The sequence below is a fragment of the Bacillus cereus group sp. MG20 genome, from assembly GCF_040459885.1.
GTDB classification, from domain to species: Bacteria; Bacillota; Bacilli; order Bacillales; family Bacillaceae_G; genus Bacillus_A; species Bacillus_A cereus.
In genome coordinates, this window is the sequence record NZ_JARVHF010000001.1 from 995,370 (window position 1) to 1,010,202 (window position 14,833).

A 14,833-nucleotide genomic window follows, 5' to 3' on the forward strand; every position below is an offset into this window, starting at 1 on the left:
ATCGTAACCCACATAACGCAAAAAGAAAACGTGAAGCATATTAATAGCGTCTTTTTGCGTTATTTTTTATACTAAAGAAAAAGCAACATAATTTGGAGGAACTATACATGAATCTTTCCGTAACAAAAGAAGCAGCACAATGGTATAAAAATGAATTAAACTTACAATCAAATGAAACACTACGCTTTTTCGTACAATACGGTGGTTGCAGTACTGTGCAAAAAGGACTTTCTTTAGGTATTCGTAAAGATGATCCTGCACACCCTGCTGTTCAAATTCAAGAAGAAGGTATTAACTTCTTTATTGAAGGCGATGATGAATGGTTCTTCGATGGACATAATTTATCTGTTACACTTCATGAAGGTGACGACTTCCCACAATTTAATTATGAAAAATAAAAAAGCGCGGCTTCTGCCACGCTTTTTTATTTTTTCTTAATTTCCTCATATTTCGCATACCACTCAGGATATAACTTTTTAAATGATACAGGGCGGAACCCTTCTTTTTTCGCACAAATATTCGTCGTACTTGCAGTAATACAAAGTTCACCATCACCATTATATATTTCATATCCATATACAACGCGAAGTGGGCTCACAGTATCTACCCATGTTTTTACGATTGCTTTTTCTCCGTAACGCATCGCTTTACGGTATGAAATTTGTAAATCTAACACAGGAGAAATAATTCCTTCTTTCTCCATTTCAACATATGAAAAACCTAAATCTTGTATAAGTTTCGTGCGACCTAACTCAAGCCACACTAAGTAGTTTGAATGGTAAACAACACCCATTTGATCTGTTTCCGCATAACGGATTTCAACTTCATGTTCTGCTACAAACATATGTATTCGCCTTCTTTCACTTCTGCTACCTTGCATACATTTAATCATAATACAGTGACATCAAAAATAAAATAAAAATAGTGAATCTTTTCCCGAAAGGAGCCAGCATATGATTCAAATTGTAACTGTTCGTAGTGGTGATAGCGTATATAGCTTGGCATCAAAATATGGATCAACACCTGACGAAATAGTAAAAGACAATGGATTAAATCCAGCTGAAACACTCGTTGTTGGTCAGGCACTTATCGTTAATACGAAAGGGAATAATTATTATGTACAGCCTGGTGACAGCCTATATCGAATTTCTCAAACATATAATGTCCCCCTCGCTAGTTTAGCTAAAGTGAATAATTTATCTTTAAAATCTATTCTCCATGTCGGACAACAATTATACGTACCAAAAGGTACAAAACGAGCTGTAGAATCCATCGCTTATTTACAACCTTCAACTATACCGATTAAAGAGAGTTTAGTTAATGCTACACGTGCCATCAATCCATTCTTAACATACTTAGCTTATTTTAGTTTTGAGGCAAAAAGAGATGGCACATTAAAAGAACCTACTGAAACAGCTAAAATCGCTAATATTGCAACGCAAGGTAAAACAATCCCTATGCTCGTTATTACAAATATTGAAAATGGTAATTTCAGTGCCGATCTAACATCAGTTATTTTACGCGACGCAACGATTCAAAACAAATTTATTACTAACATTTTGCAAACAGCTGAAAAATATGGCATGCGAGACATTCATTTCGATTTCGAGAGTGTAGCACCTGAAGACCGCGAGGCGTATAATCGCTTTTTACGAAATGTAAAAACACGCTTACCTAGCGGGTACACATTGAGCACAACTCTCGTACCGAAAACAAGTTCAAATCAAAAGGGAAAATTTTTCGAAGCTCACGATTATAAAGCGCAAGGGCAAATTGTTGATTTCGTCGTCATTATGACATATGACTGGGGATGGCAAGGCGGTCCACCGATGGCGATTTCTCCTATCGGTCCAGTGAAAGAAGTACTTCAATATGCAAAATCTCAAATGCCTCCACAAAAAATTATGATGGGGCAAAATTTATACGGGTTTGATTGGAAGCTTCCATTTAAACAAGGAAATCCACCCGCAAAAGCAATTAGCTCTGTCGCAGCTGTTGCACTAGCTCGTAAATATAATGTTCCTATTCGTTATGATTTCACAGCCCAAGCTCCTCATTTTAATTATTTTGATGAAAACGGCGTGCAACACGAAGTTTGGTTTGAAGATTCACGGTCTGTTCAAAGTAAATTCAATTTAATGAAAGAACAAGGTATAGGTGGTATTAGTTACTGGAAAATCGGTTTACCATTCCCGCAAAATTGGCGTTTACTCGTTGAAAATTTCACGATTACGAAAAAGGGCTGACAAAAGTCAGCCCTTTTTTCATATTACTGCTAAAAACTCATCTTTCATTTCCTCACAAAAAAGAAGAATGATAACATTCTCCTTTTTAACCGTTATCAACAATCGGTTGTTTACCTGTTTGATCTTGCATTTGCTTTCCTTTATTTCCACCAGCTTTTTTCGATTGTGTTCCAATATGATTTGGTGCAAAGTCTTTTGAATTTTTTTTCGGATTACCCATTACTATCGCCTCCTTAACACTAGTATCGTACTAGTGTTAAGAATTATTCAGCTTGCTTAAAAAGTTTCATTTCATAACGTTTTTCAATGCGCTCTTCAATGCGATCAATTGCATCACGATCGCTTAATAATTGTTGTTTATTTTCATTTACAAGTTCTTCAAACGATTTACGGCGACTTCTTCTCATGTTGTTCACCCTCTCTCCTTCGCTTTCTTATTACATAGTATGAGCAAACGAAAAACTCTTTAATCAGATTTGTAAGAAAATTTTATGTTTTAGTACTCCTAAAAAAACTCCGTGTACAATATATTGCACACGGAGTTTTTTATACCATAATATTTAAATACTCTTTCAACTTTTCATCTGCATTCATTTCATTTTCTTTATAATCATGAAGCGCCTGTAATACAAAATCATACTGCTCTAAAATATAACTTTCTAATCTCATAACATCCTCTAAGCTATTAAGCATAATTCTCGTATTACCAACTTCACTTTTTAACGCTGGTTCACATTTTAAGCTTGTACATATTTCTTTCACATCTTCTTCTAATATCTCTGTTAATACATATTTCTTTCGCCCTTTTACCTTTACTCTCATAACTGGATAAAAAGCTTTTATATCTAAATAACTTCCTACGTTCATACAACGTAGCCATTCTACATTACGTTTATTACATGCAAGTATTTCTTTCACCGCTTCATATACCGCAGTTTCATCAAGCATAACCTTATTTACTTTTCGTTTCCCTTCTTCTTCAATAGCTGCACACTTTTGATAAACAGCAGCACACGTAATGCAATCGTCAAATGCATTATGAGAGCTTAAACGAATTCCAAGCATTCGCTTTAACGTTTCAAGTTTATGATTAGGCGCATGCTTCATGTATTTCTTCGCTAAAAATACAGTATCAATTACTTTATTTTTAGGTTCAGGTAGCCCTAGCATATTTACATTACTTTTCAAAAAGCGCATATCAAAAGAAGCATTATGGGCCACAATAACATTTGTATGTAAAAATGCTAAAAATAAAGGTAATACCTCTTCAATCGTCGGTGCATCTGAAACACGATAATTGGTAATACCGGTTAAACTCGTTATTCGGTCCGGAATTGGCCGCTCTGGATTCACGTATGAAACAAATTGATCTACGAGTTCATGATTACGATATTTCACCGCTGCAACTTGAATAATTTTATCATTATAAGGGTTAAATCCTGTTGTTTCAAAATCAATTACAACATAATCTAACGGTAAGGATACATTCCCCACTCCATACACTCCTTTATCTCTAAACGATTATATTTCTTACATCATATCATGAAGTTATTACTACTTGAAAAAGAAAAGGCAGAAATGGGAACTCTCCACCTCTACCTTTTCACCATTATTTTAATTTAGCAACCCTTTTCTCCATCTCTTTTTGCGTCATCGGCCCAATAAACTTATCTTGAATGACACCTTTTGTATCTATAAAATACGAAGTTGGAATCGTAATTACTTTATAAGCTGTTGTCACATCAATGTTCTTGTCCAATAAAATAGGAAAAGTAATTCCTTTTTCTTTAGCAAAATTACTTACCTTTTCTTCCCCCCCACCTTTTTCTGAAGGCGTATAGTTGATTGCTAAAATTTCTACGTTTTCTTTATGTTCTTTATAGAAAGCCTCCATATCAGGCATTTCTTGCTGACATGGTCCACACCACGTAGCCCAAAAGTTTAAAATTACTTTCTTTCCTTTTAAATCCGATAACTTTACATTTGTCCCATCTAACTTAGTTAACTCAAAGTCTGGTGCACTCTTCCCTATTTCAATACCATTCCTTGCGATAATCTCTTTCATCGCAGCTTCACTTTTTTCTTGCTTCACTTTTACCGCCTGCTCTTTATTACCAAACTGTTCATAAGCTGCATATCCCGCTAAACAAAGTAACACTACAATAATCGTAAGCTTCCGCCACATTTTATATCACCCTAACGTATTATCTTCTTTTAACACATTCATCAAAATACTATATACCTTATTTTAGCTTATACGGACAAGCTTGGAAATATTCAGAGTCGAAATAATTAGAATATTCTTATTTAAAGTGTAATTTTTTCCTTTTTATCATATAATTAGAAAAACAGATGAAGTGTTGTTTATCTTCTTATGGGCCCATTCACCTTTTTACTTTCGTACTTATATAAACTTCAACAAAAGGGGGATTTTTTATGAATTCATTCGAAAAAATAACATTATATATTCTTAGTTTTCTTTTATATCCAATCGGTATTATTACATGGATCATTTCACTCTTTAGTAACGATCTTGAAAAAAAGAAAGTAGGGCGTATTTGTCTTTACATCTCTCTAGTCTCATTCGTCCTTTTCTTAATCCTTGGAATTGCAACTTTCCTTATGACTGCTACTTTTAACGTAGATCTAAATCATTCAGAATCTATCCAATATCAAATAAATGATGTTGAATAAAGATAAGGGCACTGCTCTTATCTTTATTCACATCTCTTTCAAAATGAATGACTATTTATTAATTTTTCAGGACTTCCACATGCAACAATACTTCCTTCTCTCATTATGACAACACGATCCGCTAGTATCACTTTCTCTACATCATGTGTTGCCACAATTCTCGTTACATCTCTTCCTAGTCCTTCAATCATATTCCAAACAGTTTCTTGATTACTCGGATCTAACCCCGCAGTCGGTTCATCTAAAATAATAAGATTCGGATTTGAACCAATTGCTCGTAATAATGCAAGACGTTTTCTTTCGCCTCCTGAAAACTCTTCACCGCTTTTATGTAGCACAGTTTGACTCCCTTCAGGTAACCCTCTAATAATCGGCGTTGCATTTATAAGTTCACTATTTTTTTCTAACTGATTTTCTAAACCCTCTTCCCCGAAATACATATTCTCTGTTACCGTCGTTCGGAAAAAACGTGGTTCTTGCCACACTGTAGTCATTCGAGCCTTTTGACCATAATAAACAACACTACCGTTAGATGGTTTATACAAACCTGTCATTAATTTTAAAAGCGTTGTTTTTCCTGCACCACTTTCTCCGACAATGATAACGAATTCACCAGGATTAATTTGCAAATCAATATTATTAATTCTACATTTCTCTTCTTCACTCTCCTGAAATGAAACATTTGTTATTATCATCCCCATCGCTCTTTCTACATTACTATCTGCCACTCTTTTATCTAAAAAGGAAAAAACTCTATTTGCCGAAGCGACTGCAACTTGTGTCATCATTAATAAATCGCCCACGTAACGGACTGGGAAAAAGAGCATTTCAATTGTAGCTAACACTGCAATGAGTGAACCAACTTCCATTTCCCCTTTCATTATTTTTTGTGCACCTACAATGAGAACAACGATATATGCTCCTGTTTCAATCATCGTTCCAACTACTCCAATGCAATGTTGCATCATCGTCTTCTTTACTTCCGATTTATAAGATTGTGCCGTTACTCCCTTAAATAAGCGAATGGCCCATTTTTCTTTTTGCAAACTACGTAAATCTTGTGCTCCTTTTACAAACTGTGACACCATCTCTACAACAGTTGATTGATTTTTTTGAGCAATACTGGCAATATTTCTTACCTTCTTCCCCAAAAGCATTGGAACCGTTGCACTTAAAAATAAAAACGGAGTTACCCACAATATGAACTGTATATCTATATGTTGTAGTGCTATGAACGCACCTACAAATTGCGCAACGGCGTGTATATATTCTATTAATATAGAACCATATAATCTGACCCAGTTTGGAATATCAGACACAACTAACGTCTCTAACTCTCCTTGTTTAATTTTCTCACTCTCTTCAAACGGTAATAAGAAAAAATGACGTAATACATCTATACGCTTCTCTCGTAATATTCGCTGACTTGCTTTGGAGCTTACATAATCAAATGAAAGATTATTTATCCACATCAACAAGCGACTTGCTGCAAACAAAGTAATGTAAAGATACGGTCCCTTTAGCTCTCGTTGAATAAGATTATCTACAATTAATCCCATGAATAGTGGACGGGATAAGTTTAAAATAGCCGCAAAGAGTCCACTGCATACAGCTGCTATTACTAATAATTTTTCTTTCTGTAACGGTAACAATATTCTTTTATATTCTTTCATGACGTTCCCCCCATTTTTTATAATAAAAAGAAAGGGATGAAACCATATGGTTTCATCCCTTTCCATAAAATAAGGAAGCTAACAATTGCCAGCTTCCTTATCGTTCATTTCAATTATTTAGTTTGACACTTTAGACTCTTCGATTTTCTCACGAAGAACCATTTGCAGAATACCACCGTGACGGTAGTAGTCAATTTCAACTTCACTATCGAAACGAGCTACTACTTCAAATTGTTTTTCGTTGCCATCTAAATCGGTTGCAACTACTTTTACAAGATCGCGTGGTCTAACTGTTTTGTCGATTTGAATTTCAAATGACTCGTTACCAACAAGACCTAACGTTTCAGCACTTTCGCCATCTTTAAATTGAAGTGGTAATACACCCATTAATACTAAGTTACTGCGGTGAATACGTTCGAAGCTTTCTGCGATTACTGCTTTAATACCTAATAAGTTAGTACCTTTCGCAGCCCAGTCACGTGAACTTCCCATACCGTAATCTTTACCAGCAACAACTAGAAGACCTGTTCCATCTTCTTTATATTTCATAGCAGCATCATAGATTGATGTTACTTCACCAGTTGGCCAATATGTTGTATATCCGCCCTCTGTTCCTGGTGCGATTTGGTTTTTAATACGGATGTTTGCAAATGTACCACGCATCATAACTTCATGGTTACCACGACGAGAACCGTAAGAGTTAAAGTCAACTGGTTGTACGCCGTTTTCTAATAAGTAGCGTCCAGCTGGTGTGTGCTTACCAATTGAACCTGCTGGTGAAATGTGGTCTGTCGTTACAGAATCACCAAATTTACCAACTATGCGTAAACCTGATAACGTTTCAACTTCACCTGGCTCTTTAGATAACCCTTCAAAGAATGGTGGGTTTTGAATGTATGTTGAATCATTATCCCAAGTATATAAAGCTTCGTTTGAAGTTTGGATTTCATTCCAACGCTCATTGCTATTAAATACTTGTGCATATTCTTTCTTGAATAGTTCAGATGTAACAACGCTTTGAACTACATCTTCAATTTCTTTAGCTGATGGCCAAATATCGTTGAAGTAAACAGCATTACCATTTGCATCCTTACCGATTTCATCATTTTTCAGGTCAATATCAACAGTACCTGCAAGTGCATATGCCACAACAAGTGGTGGTGATGCTAAGTAGTTTGCTTTTACAAGTGGATGAATACGACCTTCAAAGTTACGGTTACCAGATAAAACAGATGTTACTAATAAGTCGTTTGCTGCGATTGCTTCTTCTAATTCTGGCGCTAATGGACCAGAGTTACCGATACAAGTCGTACAGCCGTAACCAACTGTTTGGAAACCTAATTGATCTAAATATGTTGTTAAACCAGACTTATCTAAGTACTCTGTAACAACTTTAGATCCTGGTGCTAATGATGTTTTTACGTACTCAGGTACTACAAGTCCTTTTTCAATTGCTTTCTTCGCAACTAGACCTGCCCCAATTAATACGTATGGGTTTGATGTATTTGTACAGCTTGTAATTGCAGCGATTGCAATTGCACCTGTTTTCATCGTTACTTCTTTATCTTCTAATGTAACCTTCACTTCTTTATCGAACTCTTGCTCATTAAATCCAAGTCCTTGTGTTCCAACTGGTGCTACAACAGCTTTGTGGAACGCATCTTTCATATCTGAAAGTGGAATTAAATCTTGTGGGCGTTTCGGTCCAGAAAGGTTAGATTCAATTGTATTTAAATCAATTTCAACCAGATCAGTGTAGATTGGATCTTTACTGTCTGCTGTATAGAATAAACCGTTCGCTTTACAGTATTCTTCAACAATACGAATTTGCTCTTCATCTCTACCTGTTAAACGTAAGTATTCTAATGAAATATCATCGATTGGGAAGAATCCACAAGTTGCGCCGTATTCTGGTGCCATATTTGAAATTGTTGCACGGTCAGCTAAAGGCATGCTCTTTAGTCCATTACCGAAGAACTCAACAAATTTACCAACTACACCTTTTTGACGTAATACTTGTGTTACTTTTAATGCAACGTCTGTTGCTGTAGTACCACTTGGAAGTGTGCCAGTTAATTTCACACCGATTACTTCAGGTACTGGGAAGTATGAAGGCTGTCCAAGCATTCCTGCTTCTGCTTCAATACCACCAACGCCCCATCCAAGAACGCCGATACCGTTAATCATTGTTGTATGTGAGTCTGTTCCAACTAATGAATCTGGGTATGCAACTAAGTCACCTTCAGCATTTTTCACAGCATGAACAACTGGTGCTAAATATTCAAGGTTTACTTGGTGTACAATGCCTGTAGCTGGTGGAACTGCACGGTAGTTATCAAATGATTTTTGTGCCCAGCTTAAAAATTTATAACGTTCTTCATTACGTTTAAACTCTAAGTCCATGTTGAATGCAAGCGCGTCTGCCGTACCCGCTCTATCAACCTGTACAGAGTGGTCAATTACAAGGTCTACAGTAATTTCAGGATTAATTTTGTCAGGATCCCCACCCATGTCTGCCATTGCTTTACGAAGCGAAGCCAAATCAACAACAGCTGGAACACCAGTGAAATCTTGTAAAATTACACGAGATGGTTTAAATGGAACATCGATATCTTGCACATCTTTCGTTCCCCATTTCGCTAAATTTGTAACATGCTCTTCTGTGATTACACGTCCGTCTACTTGACGAAGTACTGATTCAAGTAAAACTTTCACGGAATATGGTAATTGAGATACGTTGCCAACCCCTGCATTTTCAAGCGCTTTCAAATCATAATAATGATACGTTTTTCCATCTACTTCAAAAGTTGCACGTGATTGAAATGGATTATGTTTGACCATTATGTTTCCCCCCTGTTAAACGTGACTAAGTTGTCTGAATATAAAATGTAGACAAACTTTTCAATACCTTACGATAATATCTTATTACAACTTTCTAAATAAGTAAATAATAAGAAACTTATAGATTATCATAAGTTTTCTTTATGTTTCTAAATTTGAATAGCTTTCATGCTCCTTATGAATACTATTATCATAAAGTAAAGTGCTGTATCAGCAGTTTACTTACAGTTCATACATACTATGAACTGCTCATCATGCAACATACAAAAAATGTTATAGAGGTGAAATAAAATGGGTAAACGAAAAGCAAATCATACTATTTCAGGAATGAATGCTGCATCCGCACAAGGACAAGGTGCTGGTTATAACGAAGAATTTGCAAATGAGAATTTAACTCCTGCAGAGCGACAAAATAATAAGAAACGCAAAAAGAACCAGTAACGAAAAATCCCAAAAGGTCTATTTTCCTTTTGGGATTTTTTCTAATGTTTATAACGTAGTAATTCCGAAACCGTTACAAATCGATAGCCCTGCTTTTTCAGCTCAGGCAAAATTTTTGCTAGCGCTGCTACTGTTTGACTACGATCATTTCCACCATCATGTAACAATACAATATCGCCACTTTTAGCATTTTTCACTACATGATTGACAATGGATTCAACCCCTGGATTTGCCCAATCACGTGGGTCTTGATGCCACGACCATAGAACGGTTTGATAACCGGCTTCTTTAGCTGTTTTAAATACAGCATCGTTAATATATCCGCCTGGAGGACGGAATAGCAAAGGCTCTTTCACCCATTTTTCAAAATATTTCTTTCCATCCAGAATGTCATTTTTCAATTTTTCATCTGATGAGTTATTTGCATACAAATGATTCATCGTATGATTTCCAATTTCATGCCCATCTTTTAAAACTTGCTTTACTAAGTATGGATTACGCTGAACTCGAAATCCAATCATAAAAAATGTCGCTTCAGCCTTATATTGACGTAATAAATTTAAAACTTGTGGTGTATACGTTGGATCTGGTCCATCATCAAATGTAATTGCAATAATTTTTTCATTATTAGGTACTTCCCATGTTACATAACCGGTTGGTTCTAGCTCTTTTCTGAGCAACATTTTCGCTTCCACTTTTTCCACTTGAAATATATGTACTGCGCATAATAAAGAAAAAACGATTAAAAAAATCTTCTGTTTTAACATAACGTTCATGAAAGCAACAAGGTTGTCGAATACACAACAACCTTATTTACTTTTCTAATCGATCTACATTCTGCATAATATTTTGGAGATTATTTTCATATTGCTCAAGTTGTGGACGTTGTGTTTCTGAAGCTACCTCTAGTGCATTTTGAATTTGTTCATATGCTTCCTGAACCTCTTGACGTAACTCTTTTAAATCATGACCGTAGTTAGGGTCATTTTTCACAATATTATTAAATGCATTTTCTGCTTGTGTAACTCCTTGCTGTGCCGCTTGAAAGGCTTGTTGCTTATCTTTATGATATGGCATTATATAATCCCCTTTCTATAATTGTTAGTCCCCTTTATCTTTACCTTTTTTTCTAAAAACATTCTCGTATAAAATCGTCAACTTCTCTCATTCTAAAAAGAAAGAGGAGGTGTCATATACAATGGGTAAAAACAACCGTGAATCAAAAGAAAAACAAGGACAACCTGAGCCATTAAGCGGATCTCATAAAGTAAAAAACCGTAACCATTCACGCCAAAAAAAACATTCACATCATGATATGTAATAAAAACATTCACATACGGTGCACATTCAACATAAAATGTTTGTATTTCATCATTTATTCTTCACCTCTGTTTCATTCATGCATAACATGATATGAATTGATATTTTACGGAGGGTGTCTTACATGGGCAAGAAAAAGAAGAATTGTCTTTTTCATGTTGATGGTTTCGAAGAATGGATGGATCAATTTTGTTCCGATTCTTATAGTAACTTTAGCTTTCCAAATCAAATTCACATCGATCTTTGCGAAACCGAAGAAGAATATATTTTGGAAACAGATGTACAAAATGTCACGGAACAAAATGTACTCATTAAAAAGTTAGAGACAGGCCTAGCTATATGCATACTTCATAAAAACATTTCCTTACAACGAACAATCCCTTTACCTACTACTATCATTTATAAAAAGATGCTAGCCTGCTTAGAAAACGGATTTTTAGCCATTCATATTTCCAAAAATGAAGTTGCTGATAAGCATGAAAAAAAAGTTCTTTTTTCAAATTAAGAGTTAATATAATTCAAACTAAGCCCCAGTTGGTTACTGGGGCTTATGTTATTTCGCATGCATTTCTATATTAGAATTTCTATCATATCTTTTTTTCGATAAACCTTTTGTAACTAAAAGCACAGGAAATGCCACAGTTGAAAATATAGCTAGTGCTGAAAATACCGCAAACCCATTTTGGTACCCGTAGTAATCGAGAAGTACTCCTCCGAACCATGGACCTATTACTGCTCCAATTCCCGAAAAGCCCATCGCACCGAAGTATGTTCCTTTTAGATGCGCAACAGCAATATCATCAATAAATACATCCGTCATCGAAAACATTAAGACTTCTCCAATTGTAAAAATAATTGTACAAACGGCAGCACCTAGCATAGATTCTACTATTCCAAAGCCAAATAATCCCCCGCTCACAAATAAAGTCCCAACCATAATTGATGTTAACGGTGTATACTTTTTGCACATTTGAATAACAGGGTATTGGATAATCACTACAACAATTGCATTTAAAGCGAGCATATATGAGAATAGCTTCACCCCATCCTCAAATATATGTGCATTTGCAAAATATTGAGATACTGTCGTCGTTAAATGTGAAAAACCGCAATTACTCAAAATAATACCGACTAAAGCAACTAAAAATACTATATCTTTTCGCAATATACGTATTGCATTTAGCATTGTAACAGGTTTTTCTGTACTCACTTTCTTTTTTTCCATTGGATACTTCTTAAATTGGAACGCTAATATAACTGTATATAGAATATATACCCCAGCTGCTACTAAAAAAGGAATTGTTGATTTTGCACTTCCAATCTGTAATCCAACAATTGGTCCAATTGCAACTCCAACATTTATTGCACCGTATCGTAAGTTATAGACGAGTAACCGATACTCAGGCTTTGTTAAATCTGATAATAATGCTCTTGATGTTGGCTCAAAAAACGACCTACATAATCCATTTAAAGCGTTTAATAAAAAGAAACTTAAAACATGATCCGCAAGTGAAAAACCTATAAACACAAAAACCCAAACGATCATGGACCAGAGCATAATCGTTTTCCGGCCAAATCGATCTGATAAATTCCCTCCGATAAAACTAGCAAAAACACCAACAAGTGCACTCGTTCCGATAATAGCACCAGTCATTCCAGCTGATACACCTTTAACAGTCGTTAAATAAATCGCTAAAAAAGGGATACTCATTGAAGTTGCAAACCTAGCAAACAATGTCCCTAAAATAATACTCATTCCAAGCGGATGAATATGCTGTAACTTCCCCTTCATCGTTAAACCTACTCTCTCTATTTTCACAAAAAAAGAAAGCAAAGGATCTGCTTTCTTTTCCTTTTTCTATACTTGAGCTGTTGATACCCGAGTTGTTCTCGTTATGTCCATATCAATTCCATATGTGAACTGTAATTCTTTACACACATCTTTAATTAAGATTGCGACATTATGCTTTTCATTAAATTGTAAAACTATGTTTTCTACTTCTTCATATGTATACTTATATTCCCCTGTAATGACACTTTTTAGATCAAAGCATTCGTTAATACAAAGTTGTACAAGTAGCTGGTCATATTTCTCTATTACATCTTCTTTCTTCCAAAGTAACTCTTTTACATATAATCGATCAAACTTCACACTTTCTCGATTACAATCCGTTAAAATCCGGGTCATTTCGTTTAATTCTCGATATAATTCGGAAATATTTCTACTTAAACTAAGCAGTTTATCTACGCCGTTTTCATATAACATATTTATTCCACCCCCGCATTTTCTTTCCCTTATTATAGCAAGAAAATTCTAAAAATAGTTTCTTTCTTCTGAAATATTAGGAAACTAATTTCAATTGCATTACAATGAAACTAGTTAATGCGAGAGGAGAAAGAAAATTGGAGCACAAATTATATTACACTGACGCTTATAAGCAAGACTTTACTACTAAAATTATAAAGCAAGATTATGATAAAGACGGTAACTTATACGTTGTTTTGAATGAAACAGCATTTTATCCGACAGGTGGCGGACAACCATATGATACTGGTACATTAAATGATGTCAATGTAATCAATGTAGAAGAGATAAACGGAGAAATTCGTCACTACATTGCAGAACAATTACATACAGAAGACGTAGAAGGTAAAATCAATTGGGAGCGCCGTTTTGATCATATGCAACAACATGCAGCTCAGCACATTTTATCTGCTGCTTTTTGGGACCATTTTAACATGCCTACAATTGGATTCCATCTTGGTAAAGAAACAGTAACAATTGATTTAGAAACAGAAAATCTTCATGCAGAAACGGTTGAAAAAGCAATACAAATTGCAAACAAAATTGTTTTTGAAAACCGTCCAATCCGCATCCAGTGGATGAACTTAGAAGAAGCGAAAACGTTGCCCCTTCGTAAAGAACCGACTATGACAGAAAATATACGGGTTGTTATTATCGAAAACTTTGACTACAACGGCTGTGGTGGAACGCATCCGAAACGAACTGGTGAAGTTGGTCCTATTCAAGTACTAGGATGGGAGCGCAATAAAGGTGGTATACGCTTAACGTTTATCGCTGGTTGGCGTACACTTAAATTAATGGGACAACAGCAACAAATTATGAAAGATGTTTCTAAACAATTAAACAGTAGCGAAACTGATATTCCAGCAAAAGTGGCGCAACTGCTTACTTCTCAAAAAGAAAACGAAAAAGCAATACAAACAATGAATGAAAAATTATTATTTGCAGAGGCAAATGAACTACTTCTACAGCCTATAAAAATTCATGCTGACATACTTATTTCTAAAGTATTTACAAATCGTTCTATGCAAGAAATCGCAAAGCTTTCCGCTATTATTACAGAACAACAAGAGCATGCAATTACGTATTTCGTCATCGAAAATGATGACAAACTACAATGTATTCTCGCTTGCGGAAAATCAGTATCACTCGATATGAATGCTCTTTTAAAAGACGCTCTTCCTACAATCGAAGGAAAAGGTGGCGGAAATAAGAAGAGTGCTCGCGGTGGCGGGAAAGCAATTATGAGCGGAGATGAATTTTTAAATCAGCTTGTTTCTTCTTTACAGTCAGCAGTTTAAAACATGTTATGA

The 14,833-nt window shown here is 35.3% G+C and carries 18 protein-coding genes; 7 read left to right on the forward strand and 11 right to left on the reverse strand.

The window, feature by feature from the left end:
• The first annotated feature begins 107 nt into the window (after positions 1–107).
• Positions 108–398, forward strand: coding sequence for a HesB/YadR/YfhF family protein (locus tag QCI81_RS04970; protein ID WP_001054452.1), 291 nt, complete (start codon positions 108–110; stop codon positions 396–398).
• Positions 399–424: 26 nt separating this feature from the next.
• On the opposite strand, the gene QCI81_RS04975 is transcribed toward QCI81_RS04970, so the two are convergent.
• Positions 425–844, reverse strand: a complete 420-nt coding sequence (locus QCI81_RS04975; protein ID WP_000495812.1) for an acyl-CoA thioesterase — start codon at positions 842–844, stop codon at positions 425–427.
• A gap of 109 nt (positions 845–953) precedes the next feature.
• On the opposite strand from QCI81_RS04975, the gene QCI81_RS04980 reads away from it, so the two are divergent.
• Positions 954–2,246, forward strand: a complete 1,293-nt coding sequence (locus tag QCI81_RS04980) for a glycoside hydrolase family 18 protein (RefSeq protein WP_000614855.1) — start codon at positions 954–956, stop codon at positions 2,244–2,246.
• 85 nt (positions 2,247–2,331) lie between these two features.
• On the opposite strand, the gene sspN is transcribed toward QCI81_RS04980, so the two are convergent.
• From sspN to QCI81_RS05000, 4 genes are all read right to left on the reverse strand, one after another.
• On the reverse strand, positions 2,332–2,466 hold the full coding sequence (gene sspN / locus QCI81_RS04985; protein ID WP_000527987.1) for an acid-soluble spore protein SspN: 135 nt from the start codon (positions 2,464–2,466) through the stop codon (positions 2,332–2,334).
• A gap of 43 nt (positions 2,467–2,509) precedes the next feature.
• Entirely contained in the window at positions 2,510–2,653 is a 144-nt protein-coding gene (locus QCI81_RS04990; RefSeq protein WP_001254699.1) for an FbpB family small basic protein, read from the reverse strand.
• A gap of 139 nt (positions 2,654–2,792) precedes the next feature.
• Complete coding sequence (locus tag QCI81_RS04995; RefSeq protein ID WP_061457590.1) at positions 2,793–3,740, reverse strand: 3'-5' exonuclease; 948 nt, start codon at positions 3,738–3,740, stop codon at positions 2,793–2,795.
• A 115-nt stretch (positions 3,741–3,855) separates the two neighbouring features.
• Complete coding sequence (locus QCI81_RS05000; RefSeq protein ID WP_000269083.1) at positions 3,856–4,431, reverse strand: redoxin domain-containing protein; 576 nt, start codon at positions 4,429–4,431, stop codon at positions 3,856–3,858.
• Positions 4,432–4,682: 251 nt separating this feature from the next.
• Here QCI81_RS05000 and QCI81_RS05005 point away from each other — a divergent pair, with 251 nt between their 5' ends.
• Entirely contained in the window at positions 4,683–4,940 is a 258-nt protein-coding gene (locus tag QCI81_RS05005; protein ID WP_001083876.1) for a hypothetical protein, read from the forward strand.
• Positions 4,941–4,978: 38 nt separating this feature from the next.
• On the opposite strand, the gene QCI81_RS05010 is transcribed toward QCI81_RS05005, so the two are convergent.
• Together QCI81_RS05010 and acnA are read right to left on the reverse strand one after the other, a co-directional pair.
• Entirely contained in the window at positions 4,979–6,679 is a 1,701-nt protein-coding gene (locus QCI81_RS05010; RefSeq protein WP_146632307.1) for an ABC transporter ATP-binding protein, read from the reverse strand.
• A 51-nt stretch (positions 6,680–6,730) separates the two neighbouring features.
• Positions 6,731–9,454 carry an aconitate hydratase AcnA gene (gene acnA / locus QCI81_RS05015; protein ID WP_063246457.1) on the reverse strand — a complete coding sequence of 908 codons (2,724 nt, stop codon included), beginning with the start codon at positions 9,452–9,454 and terminating at the stop codon, positions 6,731–6,733.
• A gap of 291 nt (positions 9,455–9,745) precedes the next feature.
• Here acnA and sspO point away from each other — a divergent pair, with 291 nt between their 5' ends.
• On the forward strand, positions 9,746–9,895 hold the full coding sequence (gene sspO, locus QCI81_RS05020) for an acid-soluble spore protein SspO (RefSeq protein ID WP_000518052.1): 150 nt from the start codon (positions 9,746–9,748) through the stop codon (positions 9,893–9,895).
• Positions 9,896–9,936: 41 nt separating this feature from the next.
• On the opposite strand, the gene pdaB is transcribed toward sspO, so the two are convergent.
• Together pdaB and QCI81_RS05030 are read right to left on the reverse strand one after the other, a co-directional pair.
• Positions 9,937–10,662 carry a polysaccharide deacetylase family sporulation protein PdaB gene (pdaB, locus tag QCI81_RS05025; protein WP_109737209.1) on the reverse strand — a complete coding sequence of 242 codons (726 nt, stop codon included), beginning with the start codon at positions 10,660–10,662 and terminating at the stop codon, positions 9,937–9,939.
• 46 nt (positions 10,663–10,708) lie between these two features.
• Entirely contained in the window at positions 10,709–10,972 is a 264-nt protein-coding gene (locus tag QCI81_RS05030) for a hypothetical protein (RefSeq protein WP_023522728.1), read from the reverse strand.
• A gap of 121 nt (positions 10,973–11,093) precedes the next feature.
• Here QCI81_RS05030 and QCI81_RS05035 point away from each other — a divergent pair, with 121 nt between their 5' ends.
• Positions 11,094–11,216 carry a small acid-soluble spore protein P gene (locus QCI81_RS05035; RefSeq protein ID WP_000517654.1) on the forward strand — a complete coding sequence of 41 codons (123 nt, stop codon included), beginning with the start codon at positions 11,094–11,096 and terminating at the stop codon, positions 11,214–11,216.
• Positions 11,217–11,339: 123 nt separating this feature from the next.
• Entirely contained in the window at positions 11,340–11,720 is a 381-nt protein-coding gene (locus QCI81_RS05040) for an Hsp20/alpha crystallin family protein (RefSeq protein ID WP_000516758.1), read from the forward strand.
• Between the two features lie 48 nt (positions 11,721–11,768).
• On the opposite strand, the gene QCI81_RS05045 is transcribed toward QCI81_RS05040, so the two are convergent.
• Both QCI81_RS05045 and QCI81_RS05050 read right to left on the reverse strand, forming a co-directional pair.
• Positions 11,769–13,007 (reverse strand): MDR family MFS transporter, encoded by a 1,239-nt coding sequence (locus tag QCI81_RS05045; RefSeq protein WP_071731644.1) that lies wholly within the window; start codon positions 13,005–13,007, stop codon positions 11,769–11,771.
• A 66-nt stretch (positions 13,008–13,073) separates the two neighbouring features.
• Complete coding sequence (locus QCI81_RS05050) at positions 13,074–13,481, reverse strand: hypothetical protein (RefSeq protein WP_071731630.1); 408 nt, start codon at positions 13,479–13,481, stop codon at positions 13,074–13,076.
• A 137-nt stretch (positions 13,482–13,618) separates the two neighbouring features.
• Here QCI81_RS05050 and QCI81_RS05055 point away from each other — a divergent pair, with 137 nt between their 5' ends.
• A complete protein-coding gene (locus QCI81_RS05055; RefSeq protein WP_186803776.1) occupies positions 13,619–14,821 on the forward strand; it encodes an alanyl-tRNA editing protein in 1,203 nt (400 codons plus the stop codon).
• Positions 14,822–14,833: the final 12 nt, after the last annotated feature.

What these genes read in the sequence shown, in the direction of transcription:
- QCI81_RS05030 (WP_023522728.1), bottom strand. Translation starts at nt 10,972, where the DNA reads ATGCCATATCATAAAGATAAGCAACAAGCCTTTCAAGCGGCACAGCAA.
- sspN (WP_000527987.1), bottom strand. Translation starts at nt 2,466, where the DNA reads ATGGGTAATCCGAAAAAAAATTCAAAAGACTTTGCACCAAATCATATT.
- acnA (WP_063246457.1), bottom strand. Translation starts at nt 9,454, where the DNA reads ATGGTCAAACATAATCCATTTCAATCACGTGCAACTTTTGAAGTAGAT.
- QCI81_RS05045 (WP_071731644.1), bottom strand. Translation starts at nt 13,007, where the DNA reads ATGAAGGGGAAGTTACAGCATATTCATCCGCTTGGAATGAGTATTATT.
- QCI81_RS05035 (WP_000517654.1), top strand. Translation starts at nt 11,094, where the DNA reads ATGGGTAAAAACAACCGTGAATCAAAAGAAAAACAAGGACAACCTGAG.
- QCI81_RS05000 (WP_000269083.1), bottom strand. Translation starts at nt 4,431, where the DNA reads ATGTGGCGGAAGCTTACGATTATTGTAGTGTTACTTTGTTTAGCGGGA.
- QCI81_RS04975 (WP_000495812.1), bottom strand. Translation starts at nt 844, where the DNA reads ATGTTTGTAGCAGAACATGAAGTTGAAATCCGTTATGCGGAAACAGAT.
- QCI81_RS04980 (WP_000614855.1), top strand. Translation starts at nt 954, where the DNA reads ATGATTCAAATTGTAACTGTTCGTAGTGGTGATAGCGTATATAGCTTG.
- QCI81_RS05040 (WP_000516758.1), top strand. Translation starts at nt 11,340, where the DNA reads ATGGGCAAGAAAAAGAAGAATTGTCTTTTTCATGTTGATGGTTTCGAA.
- QCI81_RS05010 (WP_146632307.1), bottom strand. Translation starts at nt 6,679, where the DNA reads ATGGAAAGGGATGAAACCATATGGTTTCATCCCTTTCTTTTTATTATA.
- QCI81_RS04970 (WP_001054452.1), top strand. Translation starts at nt 108, where the DNA reads ATGAATCTTTCCGTAACAAAAGAAGCAGCACAATGGTATAAAAATGAA.
- sspO (WP_000518052.1), top strand. Translation starts at nt 9,746, where the DNA reads ATGGGTAAACGAAAAGCAAATCATACTATTTCAGGAATGAATGCTGCA.
- pdaB (WP_109737209.1), bottom strand. Translation starts at nt 10,662, where the DNA reads ATGTTAAAACAGAAGATTTTTTTAATCGTTTTTTCTTTATTATGCGCA.
- QCI81_RS05050 (WP_071731630.1), bottom strand. Translation starts at nt 13,481, where the DNA reads ATGTTATATGAAAACGGCGTAGATAAACTGCTTAGTTTAAGTAGAAAT.
- QCI81_RS04990 (WP_001254699.1), bottom strand. Translation starts at nt 2,653, where the DNA reads ATGAGAAGAAGTCGCCGTAAATCGTTTGAAGAACTTGTAAATGAAAAT.
- QCI81_RS05005 (WP_001083876.1), top strand. Translation starts at nt 4,683, where the DNA reads ATGAATTCATTCGAAAAAATAACATTATATATTCTTAGTTTTCTTTTA.